The sequence below is a fragment of the Actinophytocola glycyrrhizae genome, from assembly GCF_042653545.1.
Lineage (GTDB): Bacteria > Actinomycetota > Actinomycetes > Mycobacteriales > Pseudonocardiaceae > Actinophytocola > Actinophytocola glycyrrhizae.
This window is the reverse complement of the sequence record NZ_JBHSIS010000020.1, coordinates 591909-606522: the sequence shown is the minus strand read 5'-3', so window position 1 is coordinate 606522 and position 14614 is coordinate 591909. Positions and strand designations below refer to the sequence as shown.

The following is a 14614-nucleotide window of genomic DNA, read 5'->3' as shown; positions in this document are numbered from 1 at the left end:
AACCCAGCAGCCATCACAAACTCCCAGCTCACAGAGGGTGTTGCAACGACCGAGTGAATCCACCCGCCTTTCATGGCATCGGTCCGGCCCGCCGCGGGTCCGGGGCCCATGTCTCCGTACCTTTGGGCTGCTCACCGGCCGGGCAGGAACTCCTGTGCCTTGGTCCTGGCGCCCTGCACCACCAGGTGCCACGCGTTCGGGTCGCCCCTGACCACCGCTTCCGCGGCCGACTTGGCCTGCTCGAAGGTGGCGTGCGGCGGGATCGGCGGCACCTCGGGGTCGCAGCGCACGTCGATCAGGACCGGCCGGTCGGCGCTCAGGGCCCGGTCCCACGCGGGCCCGATCTCCTCCGGGGTGTCGACGTTCTCCGCGGCCAGCCCCAGTCCCCTGGCCAGGCTCGCGTAGTCGATGTCCGGGATGACCTGGGACTCCTCGAACTTCGGGGCGCCACCCATGGCTCGCAGCTCCCACGTGACCTGGTTCAGGTCGTTGTTGTGGAACACGCAGATCACGCAGCGCGGGTCCGACCACAGCTCGCGGTACTTGGCGATGGTGATCAGCTCGGCGAGGCCGTTCATCTGCATCGAGCCGTCCCCGACGAGGGCGATCACCGGCCGGTCCGGGTGGGCGAACTTGGCCCCGATCGCGTACGGCACGCCAGGGCCCATGGTGGCGAGGGTGCCGGACAGCGAGCCCCGCATGCGGCCGCGCATCTTCAACAACCGGGCGTACCAGTTCGTGGAGGAACCGGAGTCGGCGGTGACGATCGCGTCCTCGGGGATGCGCGAGGACAGCTCCCAGACCACCCGCATGGGGTTGACCGGCTTGGCGTCGAGCATCGACTGCCGCTCCATGGTCTCCCACCACGAGGCCACGTTGTCCTCGACCGTCTCCCGCCAGGACCGGTCGTCCTTGCGGGTGAGCATCGGCACCAGGGCGCGGAGGGTCTGGGCCGCGTCGCCGACGAGGTTCACCTCGGTCGGGTACCGCATGCCGATCATGCCGCCGTCGATGTCGATCTGGATGCCCTTGGCCTGCCCGAACTCCGGCATGAACTGGGTGTACGGGAAGTTCGACCCGACGATGAGCAGGGTGTCGCAGTCCCGCATCAACTCATAGCTCGGCCTGGTGCCCAGCAGCCCGATCGCGCCCGTCACCCACGGCAGGTCGTCGGGCAGGACGTCCTTGCCCAGCAACGCCTTCGCCACCCCGGCTCCGTTCAGCTCGGCCACCTGCCGCACCTCGTCGGCCGCGCCCCGAGCGCCCTGCCCCACGAGGATCGCGACCTTCTCACCGGCGTTGAGCACCTCGGCCGCCCGCCGGATCTCATCCTCGTCCGGCACGGTGGTGGCCAGCACCCGGCTCGGCCTGCTGGAGGGCACCTGCTTGAACTCGTGCTGCGGTGGCGTGTACTCCTCCTCCTGCAGGTCCGCCGGGATGATGAGGGCGGTCGGCGCCCGCTCGGCCTCCGCGGTGCGGATGGCCCGGTCCAGGGCGTTGGGCAACTGCTCGGCGACGTTCACCTCGACCAGGTACTCGCTCGCCACGTCCTTGAACAGCGTCTGCAGGTCGACCTCCTGCTGGTAGCTGCCGCCCATCGCGCTGCGCGCCGTCTGGCCGACGATCGCCACCACCGGCACGTGGTCGAGCTTCGCGTCGTACAGCCCGTTCAGCAGGTGGATCGCGCCGGGGCCCGAGGTCGCGAGGCACACGCCGACCGTGCCGGCGAACTTCGCGTAGCCGACCGCCTCGAAGGCCGACATCTCCTCGTGGCGGGACTGGACGAACCGGGGCACGTTGTCCGCGCGGCCCAGCGCGGCCACGATGCCGTTGATGCCGTCACCGGGGTAACCGAACACCTGGTGGACGTTCCAGTCCCGGAGCCGGCTAACGAGGTAGTCGCCGACAGTCTCCGTCATGTCTGCCTCCTTGCTGCTGACTGGGCTGATGGACCTGGGGCGGGGGTCACGGCGCGAGGCCGTGCCGCAGCGGGTCGTCGGGGGTGAACCCGGGGGTGCGCGGCGCCCGGCTTTCCCCCGGGTCGATGAGCGCGAGGCCGAGGTCCTCCCGGTACCGCCTGCGCAGCTCGCCAGGGGATTCGGTGACCATCACCTCGAGCGTGGGGCGCACCGTCGCGGCCAGCAGGTGCCCGCCTCGGGTGCTGCCGTCGCGCAGGCCGAGGACGGCGTGCGCGTGCAGCGCCACCCGGCCGTCGTCGTGGCGGCCGATGTCGCCGACCAGGGACAGCACCTCGGCCTGCTCCCGCACCGGAATCTCCGCATACGTCCGCTCCGCGAGGTCGAAGAAGCCGAGGGTGGCGGCACTGAACCCGCCGATGGCCGTCACCGCGGCCGCGGTCACCCGCTGAGCGGCGGCGAACGCGTCCAGCGCGTCGGTCACCGACTCGCCCTCGCCGAGCACGAGCGCGAAAGTCCTCGGTTGGTCCGGGTTGAGAATCACGAGCTCTGGCATGGCAGACCACCCCCTCGTAGCGGAACCTCTCGACGCACCCCGACGGCATGCCCAGACCAAGCCGGGCAAAACACGGGCGTCGGCGCATGACGAAACCGACATGTCCATCCACAGGCCACTGGCGGCGGAAGGGGCTGTCGTCAGTGATGGCAGTCCGGGCAGGTCGACCGCCTCATGGGAGGTCGAAGGGGACCCTCTTCCTGACCTGTGGGGGCACGCCGGCGCTGATCGGGTTGTTCCAGCTGCTGCGCAGCGAGGTGAGCGGCTGCGCGGACGTCACTATCAGGTACGGGTTGCCGGGGAAGATCGCCATGACCGCCGCGCTGTCCTGCACCCTCGGTGTCGGCCTGACGCGGACGAGCAGCTCACCGACAGTGGCTTCCCACACCTCACCGCCGTGCTCCCACTGGACCGCCCACAACCGGGCTTCCGGCACCGGCACGGACGCTCCTGCGAACCGGGCCAGATCCGCGTACCGCTGCTCGTACACATCCTCGGACGTCACGGGCAAGAAGAACTTCATATCCGTCAGCCTCCCACGTTCGGCCGACCCCGCACGCCGGATGCCGTGGCCGCGGGACCGGAACGTCCTGTGTGGACTCTCCGTGGTCAGGGCCGGTCGGCGAAGAGCTGGGTCCAGCGGCCGTCGAAGCCACCACGCGCGGGGGTGTACCAGTCGCCCGTGAGCCAGGTGCCGGACTCCCGGCGGTCGGCGCTGTCGACGGCGCCGGTGTGGACGAAGAAGTCGTGCTGGCGCCAGTAGGCGCCGTGCGAGGCCGGGTCCCCGCTGGCGGCGCCGCGGCTGCGGCCCGCGCTGTCGAGGCCCAGGCCCTCGTAGCCGCCGAAGTCGTCGGAACCGGAGATCTCGTCGGCGTTCTCCTCGCCGGAGTAGGCGCCGTAGAACCAGTTCTTGGACAGGATGCCCTCGCGGCCGTCGGTGAGGTCGGACGCGCCGCTGTCCCGGGACGCCGTGTAGAAGCGCTGGAGGCCGGCGCTGACCTCCACGGCACCGGTCTCCCCGGTCACCGGGCTTTCCAGCAGCACGTCGCTCGACTTGCCGGCGAGCCAGTGCGTCCGCCAGCTCGCGTGCTGCCAGTGGGTCGGCACGACGTCGGCGAGGTCCTGCAGCTCGTAGGTGATGCGCTTGGTCGCCCGCCACGGCACGGCCGTGCCGTTGTCGACCTTGCTCGCCAGCGCGTTCGCCGTCGCCGCGGTCACCGGCTGAGCGTGCCAGGTCGCGACCGCGGCGGCCGAGTCCTCCGGCACGAACGCGTAGTGCACGTTCTTCTCGTTGTCGTTGTTGATGTCGACCTCGGCCGTGCTCGTGCTCTGCATCCGCGCGGCGATGGTGGTCCACGAGGTCGTGGCGAAGCGCAGCTCGTGGCCGTGCGGGTTGATGCTGGGCAGGTCGAAGTTGCTGCCGTCGGCCTGCCACAGCAGCAGGTGCCTGCCGGTCGCGGTGGGCATGAACTTCACGGCGCTGTCGGTGCCGCGCCGCATGACGTGGTCCTTGTGGCTGGTGACGGTCACGTGACCGACGGTCTCCCCTGCCCCGGGTGTGCCGGTGACGCCACGCAGGACGATCTCGATGCGCTCCCAGTCGTGGATCTCGGCGAAGTCCTTGTCGGCCGCGTTGTACACGTGGTACAGCAGGACGAGGTTCTTCACCCTGTTCTCCGTGTACTCGATCAGGCCCGTGTAGAGGGTGGGCCGGATCCGCCAGTGGGGGTTGGCTCCCGCCGTCGCGAACCGGCCGACGGTGCGCCAGTTCACCCGGTTGTCACTGAAGTCGCCGTCGCGGTCGAAGTCGTAGTTGGTCAGCCAGTCGCTGCCCTCCCGGCCGTTGTTCTCGTCTCCGCGCTTGAGGATCACCGGGGCGTAGTGGGACAGGTAGGCCTGCCGCTGCACCGTGGTCAGGGTCCACGTCTGCGCCGCCGCGTGGCCGGTGCCCGGCCAGGTCACCGAAGCGAGCACCAGCAACAGCGTGGCGAGCAGCCCCCGCACGTTCTTCACCGCGACCCCCGACGTCGTACCCGGACGGATCCTGCCTACGTTAGTCGGATCCGATGATGAACGGTACGACCGGATGCGCGGTCAGGCGGCCGGTGCCCGGTCGAACTCGGGGATGAGGTCGCCGATCAGGCGGATGCTGGTGGTCACCGCGTCGTCGGGGATGCTGCCGATCTGCTGCAGGCACATGAGGCGGTCGATGCCGAGGTCGGCATAGGCACGCAGCTTCTCGCGGCAGGTGTCGGGGCTGCCGACGATCAGCGACTGCTGGGCGGCCAGGACGGTGAAGAGTTCGTCGTCGGGCACCTCCTCGCCCTGCAGCACCCTGCCGATCAGCAACTGGGCGTCCGTCGGCGCGTTGCCGGCCTCGCCGCGCAGGAACCGGCCGGTCAGACCGCCGCCGCCGGGCGCGCCGAGCAGGTCCTGGTGGCGCCGCATGGTGGCGGCGAACTCGGTCGCGGCCTCGAAGAACGTCAGCGCGGTGACCGTGTACCAGGCCGCGGCCGCAGCGGCGCCGTTGCGCATGGCCTGCTCGTCGGTCTCGGCACAGTGCACGAACGTGAAGTAGGCGACCTGGTCGTTCACGAACGACCCGACCGGCTCGGTGCACGCGGTTGCCGCGGCCCGGTACAGCCCGATCATCCTGCCGACCCGCTCGAGCGGCTCCCACAGCGTGGTGCCCAGCACCCCGACCCCGCGGCGCCCGGCGTCCTCGAACGAGGAAGGGCTGGCCGCGGCCTGCCACAGCGGCGGATGCGGTTGCTGGAGCGGCTTGGGGACGACCGAGACGTCGTCGATCCGGTAGGGGTCGCTGTGGTAGGAGAACCGGTCCGACGTCCACATCCCGGGCACCATCTCGAACGCCTGCCGGGTCTGCGCGCGGGCCTGCTCCGGGTCGATCCCGAACAGCCGCCACTCGGGGATGGTCGACCGCGTCATCCCCAGCTCGACGCGACCGCCACTGAGGTGGTCGAGCGTGGCGGCCCGCTCCGCGATCCGGATCGGGTGGTTGAACCGGCCGGGGGCGAGCACGGCCGCGTGCCCGAGCCGGATCCGGCTGGTGTGCTGGGAGATCGCCGCGAGCAGCAGCTCCGGAGCCGAGGACAGGCTGAACTCGCCGGCCCCGTGGTGCTCGACCTGCCACCAGCAGCCGTACCCCAGCTCGTCGGCCAGCTTCGCCTGCTCGATGGCCTTCCGGAACCGCTGCTGCTCGTGACCGGCGGGCCAGGGTCGCGGATTCTGGATCTCGTTGAACAGGTCGATCTTCACCGGCACAACCTCTCGTCGCTGTGGCACCACGACTGGTTTCTCCCGAACCGGCCCTTCCGTTACACGCAGTGCCGGGCCGGTCACCCGGGCCGCACCGGCGTCCGTGCGTTTGTCATGCCCTCCCTTGGACCGCTCAGCGGATGGTGACGCCCGCTTTCGGCGCGATACTCGGAAGGCGCCCATGTCCTGCTGACCATCCACCAACTTTGCGAGGCTCGAACCATGCGGATTCGTCGGATCGTCACAGGTGCCGCGCTGGCCGCCGGACTGTCGGTCGCGTCGGCGGTGGCCGGGCACACACCGGCCGCTGCCGACCAGCTCGACTGCTCGTTCTACCTTGCCTTCCAGGGCTACAGCGGCAAGATCGTGGACATCGGCTGCAACTTCGGCGCACAGGGAGACCAGGTGATCTGCGAGGGCTCGTTGCGCATCGCCGGGGTGCCGGACGACATCGGCCGCGAGGCGTGCCGCCGAGCCGCCCTTCCCTGACAGTGCCGGTTTCGGCGGGGCACGAAGCGGGCAGCCGTGGCCATGCGGGTGATCATCCAGCCGTCGTACGGCACGAAGGAGGCGCGGCGGCACTGGGCGGAGACGCTGGACCGGCCGGTGCCGTTCCTGCGGCCGCCGTACACCGAGGCGCTGAGCGCGGCGGAGCGTGCCGAACTGGTCGCCGTGCACCCGGACGGACAGGCCCGCTTCTGGGGTGCGACCGCGCAGCACGACAGGAGGATGGACGTCCTCGACACGGGCGACGTCGTACTCCTCACCGGGCAGAAGCACGTGCGCGCGGTCGGGGCGGTCGGCTGCCGCCTGCGCAACGACGAGCTGGCCCGCCGGTTGTGGAACCCGGACCCGGCCCGCTGCCTGTGGCGCAACGTCTACACCTTCCGCGCCTACCGCCCGGTGGCGATTCCGTACGAGCACGTGTGGGCGCTGCCGGGCTTCACCGTCGGCGACAACTTCATGGGCCTGCGTTTCCTCGACGCGGAGAAGAGCGCGACCGTAGTCACCGGGCTGGGCGTCGCGGACCTGCTCGCGCACGGGAGCGACGAAGACCCGCGGTGCCCAGCCCCAGCCTGACCACCGCCTGGCATCGTGGGGACTCATCTTCCGGAAAGGGCGGGCACCCGGGCGCCGAGCGAGACCGCGAGCCACGCCACCGCAGCACCCGCCACGCCGTGGATGGCGCTGATGAACGGCGAGTCCGGCAGCGGTGCGGCGAGCGCGAGCACCGGCAGCGCCACCGCGTACGCCACCGCGGGGACCCGAGGGTGGACTCCCGCCCGCGCCATGGCGATCCCGAACAGGATCGTGCCGGCGGCGAAGACCACCGCGCTGCCAAGCAACGCGAACCGGGGCGGACCGCTGAGCAGTTCCTTGACGACCGGCGTGTCGAGGTGGAACAGCACCACGTTGAGGCTGAACCCCGCCCCGCCGAACAGGCCGAGACCGATGATGTTCATGGCGTAGCCGACGGCGCCGAGCCGGCCCGCCGTGTCGCTTTGCCGCAGGTGGAGCACCACGAGCAGCGGGACCGCCAGTGCGGGCGCCACACCGAGCACGAGGCTTGTCAGCGCGGTCTCGCCCGTGAACACCTCCACCACGCCGGGCAGGCCGATGCACAGTCCCGCGAGCACACCGCTCCACGCGGCGAACCGGGTCATCGTCGATGGGATCATGAGAACTCCTTGGGAGACAACAGGTTCGGCGGGCACGTTACGAACGGCGGCCGGGTGGGCGGAAGTGCCGCGCGGCCAGGACCGGCCGGCCGGAAGTCATGTGCCCTCCGGCTCATGACAGCGGCCCGGGCCGCGACGTAGCCTCCTCACGTGACTGGATTCCGGGTCGGCTGGATCTCCGGCGCGGTCTACGGGATCGTGCTGCTGGCCGGCCTCTACTACCCGCTGGCCGGGCTCGGCGGCGGCAACCCGGCGCGGCTGGGCGGTTTCGTGGCGGGCATGGCGGCGCTGGCCGCGCTCGACGTGGCGGAGCGGCGCCTCGACCGGGCGCCTGCCGTGTTCCTCGTGGCGCGGCTGGCGTTGTTCTTCGCGGTCGCCGCGCTGGACGAGTCCGGCCTGTCGCGGGCGTTGTTCGTGCTGGTGCCGTTCACGGCGTACCTGACGTTCGGGCGGGCCGCGGGCCTGGTCCTCGGCGCACTGTGCCTGGGGCTGCTCGTCGCGGGCTACGTGGTGTGGGTGCCCGGCTGGTACCGGGACGCGACGTACCTGTCGGACCTGCTGATGTTCGGCATGGGACTCGTGCTCGCGGTCGCGATGGCCGAGGTCGCGACCCGCGAACGACGCGCGACGGCCCGGATCGCGGACCTGTCCGCGGCCACCGAACGCAACCGGATGGCCCGCGACATCCACGACAGCCTCGGCCACCACCTCACCGCGATCGCCATCCAGCTGGAGAAGGCGTCGGCGTTCCGGGAACGCGACCCGGCGGCCGCGGAACAGGCACTCGCCGACGCCCGCGACTCGGCCCAGCGTGCGCTGCGGGACGTCCGCACCTCGGTCGGCGCCCTGCGCGCCGGCCCGGTGTCCCTGCGGACGGCGCTCACCGAACTGGCCGGACCGGACGACCGGGTCACGGTGTGCATCGAAGGCGACGAGCGCGACCTCGACCAGGCCACTGTGACCACACTGCACCGGGCCGCGCAGGAGGCGGTCACCAACGCCCGCCGGCACGGCAGGGCGAACGAGGTGACGGTGTCGGTGACCTTCGACGCGACCGGCACCCGCCTGGTCGTCAGGGACGACGGCCTCGGCTTCGACCCGTCCGCGAACAGCACCGGGTTCGGGTTGCCGGGGCTGCGGGAACGAGTCGCGCTGGTCGAGGGTGTGTGCAAGGTGGACAGTGCACCGGGGGCGGGCACGCGGGTCACGGTGACGATCCCGGCGCGCAGGGCGGTGGTGGGGTCGTGACCCCGGTCCGGGTGCTGGTGGTCGACGACCAGCGGCTGGTGCGGGAGGGCATCGCGTCGCTCCTGGGCATCCAGCCCGGCGTCGAGGTGGTCGGCACCGCGGCCGACGGCCGGGAGGCGGTCGAGCAGGTGCTGGCCCTCGCCCCGGACGTGGCGCTGATGGATGTCCGGATGCCCGGAATGGACGGTGTGGAGGCGGCCGCCGTCCTCGCGACCCGGGCACCGGACTGCCGGATCGTCATGCTGACGACGTTCGACGACGAGGAGTACGTCGTCCAGGCGCTCCGCGCGGGCGCGGCCGGTTACCTGCTGAAGGATCTGCCCGCCGCCGAACTCGCCGAGGCGGTGCGGCTCGCACACGCCGGCGTCACGCAACTCGACCACACGGCGGCGAAACACGTGGCGGCCGCACTGACCATCCGCACCGCGGGCGCGCTGACCGACCGGGAGACCTCGGTGCTCCGGCTCATCGCGATGGGTGCCACGAACCGGGAGATCGCCACGCGCCTCCACCTCAGCGAGGGCACCGTGAAGAACCACATCTCCCGCATCCTCGGCCGCCTCGGGCTCCGGGACCGGACCCAGGCCGCGCTCTACGCCCGCGACCACGGCGTGATCTAGCCGATTGATTCCGTGAAGATCATGTGAAGTGGCATGGCGTACGAACCCGTCATCAGGCACGACACTCACACCCCCTGCGGGCGCCCGGCGGGGCTGGACCGGCGAGTTCGCGGCACAACAAAGTGCCGTCAATGGGCCGTTCAGGGCGCCCAGCGCCCTGAACGCGCCTTTCAGGGCATTCCCGTCGACCTGGCGAAGCCCGATCGGGGATCGGGGCGGGCTTGCGCCAACGTCGGCGTTGCGTGGGGTTGAGGGCCCCCGCCGCGCGGGCCGGAACGAGAGGCTGCCGGCTCCTGGGATGCGGGAGCCGGCAGCGTGTCGTGCGGGTCAGTCCAGGTTGAACGCGCTGCTCTCGATGGAGTGGACGTACGCGCCGTCTGCGCCGGCACCGGCGCTCAGTTCCTCGAAGGAGGCCGCCGTGACGTCGTCGTCGTCGAACGCGTCGTCGGCGTCGAAGCCGACATCGAGGTCGACGCCATCGTCGTCGTGGACGGCCATGTGCTCGTCGACCCCGTCGCTGACGTACGTGTCCTCGGACGAGTTGCCGATGACGGTGTCGTCGTGGATGCCGTTGACCACGTAGGTGACCTGCGTGTCCTCGGACTCGTTGTGCACGACGTCGACACCGTCCGACTCGTACCAGCCTGGCCCCGGCGAGAACCCGTCGTGGGAATCGTCGGACGTGACAACCGTGGTGTCCTCGGACGAGTTGCCGACCACGCTGTCGTTGTAGATGCCGTTGATCACATAGGTGACCTGCGTGTCCTCGGACTCGTTGTGCACGACATCCGCGTCATCCGACACGTACCAGTCCGGTCCGGGTGAGAACCCGTCGTTCTCGACGACGGTGGTCTCCTCGGACGAGTTGCCGATGACGGTGTCGTCGTGGATGCCGTTGACCACGTAGGTGACCTGCGTGTCCTCGGACTCGCTGTGCACGACGTCACCCGACGCGTACCAGCCGGGTCCGGGCGAGAACCCGCCGACGTCGGTGGCGTTCGAGGCGACCGCGGTCTCGTTCTCCGTCGCGACCGCACCCGGCTGCGCCTGCTCGGTCACCACTGTCTCGCCCGCCTCCCCCGCGGACGCGGTCAGCGGCGCGATCACCATGGCGATCGGCACGGCAAGGGCCGCGTAAAACACACGACGGCCAGCCAATTCGGGCATTGCTGTCTCCTTACGAAGTGATCGATGAACGATCTCGGACGTCTTCGCACGTTACTGCCGAATGCCCAGGAAGGAATTGTCGTGCAATACGAAAGGTGTGCACATTCACCCCATCGCGCCGGACAGTTCCACAGGGTGACCGTCGACATTGCGATCACGGCCCCAGAAATATGAAACACCCATCGACCGGGCGAAATGACAAGGTCACCGACAGCACCGGGAAGTCGCTGCTCTGGCGGGTGCCCTGTCTCTAACGATGCTTTCGGGACGCACAACACCCCGAAAGCTCTTTCGGGGCATCGGCGGGAGGATACAGCGGCCTGGACCGGGTTGCACCCTGACGGGCCGGGCGCAACCCGGTCGGTGGCGACCAATTAGTGAATGGTGATCTTGTACTCGACACCACCCACGTCGGTCAGCGCCTTGCCCGACTGGCCATCATCGAGCGGGGCGAACTGGTTCACGCGGACCACGTGCGTTCCCTTGCGACCCTCGGCTCCCAGACTGAACTGGAGCTTCAGCTCCGGTCTCGTGCGTGGTGAGAGCAGGATCCCGTAGAACCTGGCCTGCCGGAAGTCGCTGATCTCGAACCTGTAGGTGCCGATCTGCTTGACGCCGGTCGCCCGGCCGCCGCCCTCACGCCACCGGTTGTACAGGTCGGGGCCGAGGTCGACGCTGAGCCGGCCACCCGCGGCGAGGAAGCCGTTGCGGACGTCGGTGAACGCCAGGTCGGTCGCGATCTGCGTCCGGCCGGGGTTGCCCAGCGCGTACGGCCGCTCCGCGGCCCTGCCCGCGAACAGGTCGACCGAGTCGACGTTGCGCCAGGCGATGTTGTTGTTCTGCTGGGTGTTGAGCACGGTGTTCGGACCTTCGGCGTACGACATCGGATCGTCGGCCGACTCCCAGCGCGCCAGCAGGCAGAAGTGGCCGGGGCCGGGGACGTCCGGCCAGGGGATCATCGCGGTGGTGACGCCCGACGCGGCGACCGAGAGACCGAGGATGCCGCCGATGCTGGTCCAGTCCGCGCTCCAGCCGGTGCCGCCGCCCGGCGAGGAACGGTAGATGTCCAGGTTGCCGATGTCGGCGCCGGAACCGTAGGGCCCGGGGTTGTGCAGCTTGACGAAGATGTAGTTGATCGAGCCGACCTCGGGGTTCTGGCTCTCGCTGCACTCGACCGTGGTCGGGCACACCTTGATGTCCGGGCTGGTCCACACCGCGTTCGAATGCGGTTCGGCACCGGCATCGCCGACGTAGTCCCGGATGTAGACGTCGGTGTCGGCGGTGGTGCCGAAACCCGGGGCCGCCGCCACCGCCGAGGAGGCGGTCGAGAGCAACGAGACGACGAGGGCCGTCACCGCGGTGACCGTCAGACCGAAGATCCGTCCCGGCCGGGTGCGACGCGGCCGCCGTTGAATACGTGTCATGGGATTCCTTCCGTGCACTGGAAATGGGTTCGACGCGAACAGGCGAACGTTCAGAGCGGCAGACCGGTAACGGCCTGAATCCACGGACGCAGCGCGGGCACGTCGACGTAGATCGACGGGCTCACCGCGCACATCGAGCCGCCACCGGAGCGACTGGTTGCCCCGATGAGCTGCCACGTGGCGCCCACCGTTTTGACCTGCGGGCCGCCGGAGTCGCCATAGCACGCCCCCGCGACGCCGCCCGGGTTGCTGGTGCAGATCTCGGTGGCGCCCAGGATCCCGCCGCAGGAACCGTCGGCCACGATCGAGGTGTTCAGCTGCTGCAACTGGATCGGCGCGCCACAGCCGCCCGGTGACGGGCAGGTCTGCCCCCACCCCATGATCCGGGTGAAGGTGCCGACCGGACCGGAGTTCTCCGCGATCCTGATCGGCAAGTAGGCGGACGGGACCGTGGTCAGCCCGATCATCGCCAGATCGTTGGTCGAGTGCATGGTCACCGAGGTGACCCCGACCACAACGCCGCCGGAGGTCCGGTTGCTGCTACCCACGCGCAGTTGCATGCTCGAGGGCGCGCTGCCCTGCACGCAGTGCCGCGCGGTGACGGCCCAGTTCCGGTGCACGACCGAGGCGCCACAGAAATGGCCACCCGTGGTGGTCTGCAGGGAGCCCATGAACGAGTAGGCGGGAGCAGGACTGCCGCCCACCACGTTGGGTTGCAGCACGCCCCCGTCGGGGGGCGTATCCGCGGCGGCCGTCGCCGGTGCGGCCATCGAGGCGAAAGCGAATGCGGTGACCGTGAGCAGGGCAGCAGCCAGTGAACGCAACCTCATCGTTGCCGATTCCTTTCCTGGATGACGGTCCCAAAGACAGGGGCAGGACCGACTACAGAAAGTAGCTCGCCGTTCTCGGAGCGCACAAGCTTCCGGTCAGAAATTGCATCATTCGGCAGATGGCACGACCGGCTCGTAGCACTGACTGGCGTATCTCGTTCGCGTTCGGCGGATTCCTGGAGCGGCCAAAAGAATGACTACCGCCGCTGAAATGATTCGCCGCCGGTCCTAATTCATGATCCGCCGGCGGGAACTGGTTCAGGTCGGTCGTTTGGTATCGCCGTGGACAGAGCACAAAGCCAGGGCCCGTGCCACGGTTCGGTTCAGCGGCGTGGACTCACCATGAGGAATTCGATCAGCACCGGCGCGAGCACTTCGGGCGGCACGACATGCCCCTGCCCTGGCATGACACGGAGTTGCCCCTGCGGCAGGGCATCGGCGAGTTCCCGCGCTGTGACCGCCATCCACGGCGGACCCTCGGTGCCGGCAAGCACGAGCGCCTCGGTGGTCACCGCGGTGGCCTGCTCGGCGGGCGTGCGGCCATTTCTGCTGTCCGTGCTCATGATCTCGAAGGGGTCGTACAGAAGGGTGGGTGCGTTCGCCACCATGGCGGGGTCGTTCCGAACGTGGGCGACGAGCTCCGGTGGCATGCCGGCCGAAGCGAGGAACAGCTCGACCGCGTCGCCGGGGCGGTTCTCCTCGATCAGCGACCGGTACCTGGCCGCCTCCTCCCGTGTCGCGCTCTCGTCCTCGTCGGGATCGAATGGCAACTCGTGCAACACGATCTTGTCGATCGGCAGGCCATGCGCCGCGGCGTGGAGCACCAGACCGGCACCCGAAGAGTGGCCGTACACGGCGGCGGGCCCGCCGGCGGCCACGATGACGGCTGCGAGGTCCTCGATCTCCCGCTCCACCGCGTAGGGCGCGGTGTCACCGGAATCGCCCCGCCCGCGGCGGTCGTAGTTGAACACGGTGAACCGCGCGGCGAGCGCCTCGGCGAGCGGCTGGTAGGAGGCGCGCCCCTGCAGGGCGGCGCCGACGATGACCACTGGCACACCGGTCCCCACCTGGTCGTAGGCAATCATGGTCCCGTCCCGAGACACGGCTTTCATGTCGTCCCCCTCCACTCGGAACTGGACGGTACAGTACTCGGTACTGGGCGGTCCAGTACTATCGGCGGTCATGGACGAGATGAGCCAGTCGGCCCGCAAACGCCAGGCGATCCTGGACGCGGCGCGGTCGGTGTTCCTGCGCAAGGGATACGGCGGGGCCAGCATGGACGAGGTGGCCGCACTGGCCGCCGTGTCCAAGCAGACCGTCTACAAGCAGTTCTCGGACAAGCGCCGGTTGTTCGAGGCGATCATCACCGGCGACATCAGCACGACCGAGTCACTGACCCACGACATGCTCACCTCGCTGTCCACAACGGACAATCTGGAGCACGACCTCCGTCAGTTCGCGCGCAGGCACATCGACGAGGTCACCCAGCCGCACCTGATCCGGCTCCGCCGCATCATCATCGCCGAGGCGGAGCGATTCCCCGACCTGGCCAAGACCTGGTTCGCCAACGCGCTGGAGCGCGCACACACCACCATCGCGGCACAGCTCCGGGAACTCGGCCGCCGCGGCCTGCTCACGGTGCCCGACCCCGTGCTCGCCGCGCAACACCTCAACTGGCTGGTTCTCTCGATCCCGCTCAACAAGGCCATGTTCCACCCCGACCACAGGTTCCCCCGCCGCGAGCTGAACCACTACGCGGACGAAGCGGTGCGGGTCTTCCTCGCCGCCTACGCGGCCGAACCCACCGCCTGACCCCACCTGGAACCGGCGCCCACGACCGCGGGTCGCTCCGGCGACCGCCCGTGGGGTGGCGACCCGGTGCGGACATGCGACAT

Annotated in this window: 15 protein-coding genes; 5 read left to right on the top strand and 10 right to left on the bottom strand. The window is 69.7% G+C overall.

The features are described from left to right. Positions 1 to 131: 131 nt before the first annotated feature. From ACFPCV_RS30965 to ACFPCV_RS30945, 5 genes are all read right to left on the bottom strand, one after another. Positions 132 to 1919 carry a thiamine pyrophosphate-requiring protein gene (locus ACFPCV_RS30965; protein WP_378060028.1) on the bottom strand — a complete coding sequence of 596 codons (1788 nt, stop codon included), beginning with the start codon at positions 1917 to 1919 and terminating at the stop codon, positions 132 to 134. A gap of 46 nt (positions 1920 to 1965) precedes the next feature. Continuing rightward, positions 1966 to 2472, bottom strand: a complete 507-nt coding sequence (locus tag ACFPCV_RS30960) for a PPC domain-containing DNA-binding protein (protein ID WP_378060026.1) — start codon at positions 2470 to 2472, stop codon at positions 1966 to 1968. Between the two features lie 172 nt (positions 2473 to 2644). Continuing rightward, a complete protein-coding gene (locus ACFPCV_RS30955) occupies positions 2645 to 2995 on the bottom strand; it encodes a hypothetical protein (protein ID WP_378060024.1) in 351 nt (116 codons plus the stop codon). A gap of 86 nt (positions 2996 to 3081) precedes the next feature. Further along, positions 3082 to 4485, bottom strand: a complete 1404-nt coding sequence (locus ACFPCV_RS30950; RefSeq protein ID WP_378060022.1) for a hypothetical protein — start codon at positions 4483 to 4485, stop codon at positions 3082 to 3084. A gap of 81 nt (positions 4486 to 4566) precedes the next feature. After that, positions 4567 to 5751 carry an LLM class flavin-dependent oxidoreductase gene (locus ACFPCV_RS30945; protein ID WP_378060020.1) on the bottom strand — a complete coding sequence of 395 codons (1185 nt, stop codon included), beginning with the start codon at positions 5749 to 5751 and terminating at the stop codon, positions 4567 to 4569. 222 nt (positions 5752 to 5973) lie between these two features. Between ACFPCV_RS30945 and ACFPCV_RS30940 the strand changes: the two genes are divergently transcribed. Both ACFPCV_RS30940 and ACFPCV_RS30935 read left to right on the top strand, forming a co-directional pair. Continuing rightward, on the top strand, positions 5974 to 6240 hold the full coding sequence (locus ACFPCV_RS30940) for a hypothetical protein (RefSeq protein WP_378060018.1): 267 nt from the start codon (positions 5974 to 5976) through the stop codon (positions 6238 to 6240). 42 nt (positions 6241 to 6282) lie between these two features. Next, positions 6283 to 6831: a hypothetical protein gene (locus ACFPCV_RS30935; protein ID WP_378060016.1), complete on the top strand. Its 549-nt coding sequence runs from the start codon at positions 6283 to 6285 to the stop codon at positions 6829 to 6831. A 23-nt stretch (positions 6832 to 6854) separates the two neighbouring features. On the opposite strand, the gene ACFPCV_RS30930 is transcribed toward ACFPCV_RS30935, so the two are convergent. Next, positions 6855 to 7430: a hypothetical protein gene (locus ACFPCV_RS30930; RefSeq protein WP_378060014.1), complete on the bottom strand. Its 576-nt coding sequence runs from the start codon at positions 7428 to 7430 to the stop codon at positions 6855 to 6857. Positions 7431 to 7580: 150 nt separating this feature from the next. Between ACFPCV_RS30930 and ACFPCV_RS30925 the strand changes: the two genes are divergently transcribed. Then, entirely contained in the window at positions 7581 to 8678 is a 1098-nt protein-coding gene (locus ACFPCV_RS30925) for a sensor histidine kinase (RefSeq protein WP_378060012.1), read from the top strand. Beyond that, a complete protein-coding gene (locus ACFPCV_RS30920; RefSeq protein ID WP_378060011.1) occupies positions 8675 to 9298 on the top strand; it encodes a response regulator in 624 nt (207 codons plus the stop codon). The genes ACFPCV_RS30925 and ACFPCV_RS30920 overlap by 4 nt, the downstream gene beginning before the upstream one ends. Positions 9299 to 9625: 327 nt before the next feature. Here ACFPCV_RS30920 and ACFPCV_RS30915 read toward each other — a convergent pair whose 3' ends face one another. The 4 genes from ACFPCV_RS30915 to ACFPCV_RS30900 form a co-directional block, all read right to left on the bottom strand. Next, positions 9626 to 10465 (bottom strand): hypothetical protein, encoded by an 840-nt coding sequence (locus tag ACFPCV_RS30915; protein WP_378060009.1) that lies wholly within the window; start codon positions 10463 to 10465, stop codon positions 9626 to 9628. Positions 10466 to 10839: 374 nt separating this feature from the next. Continuing rightward, positions 10840 to 11889, bottom strand: a complete 1050-nt coding sequence (locus ACFPCV_RS30910; protein ID WP_378060007.1) for a hypothetical protein — start codon at positions 11887 to 11889, stop codon at positions 10840 to 10842. A 50-nt stretch (positions 11890 to 11939) separates the two neighbouring features. After that, positions 11940 to 12719, bottom strand: a complete 780-nt coding sequence (locus ACFPCV_RS30905) for a S1 family peptidase (RefSeq protein WP_378060006.1) — start codon at positions 12717 to 12719, stop codon at positions 11940 to 11942. Positions 12720 to 13042: 323 nt separating this feature from the next. After that, positions 13043 to 13831, bottom strand: a complete 789-nt coding sequence (locus tag ACFPCV_RS30900) for an alpha/beta fold hydrolase (RefSeq protein ID WP_378060004.1) — start codon at positions 13829 to 13831, stop codon at positions 13043 to 13045. 70 nt (positions 13832 to 13901) lie between these two features. Here ACFPCV_RS30900 and ACFPCV_RS30895 point away from each other — a divergent pair, with 70 nt between their 5' ends. After that, complete coding sequence (locus ACFPCV_RS30895; protein WP_378060003.1) at positions 13902 to 14531, top strand: TetR/AcrR family transcriptional regulator; 630 nt, start codon at positions 13902 to 13904, stop codon at positions 14529 to 14531. Positions 14532 to 14614 lie beyond the last annotated feature (83 nt).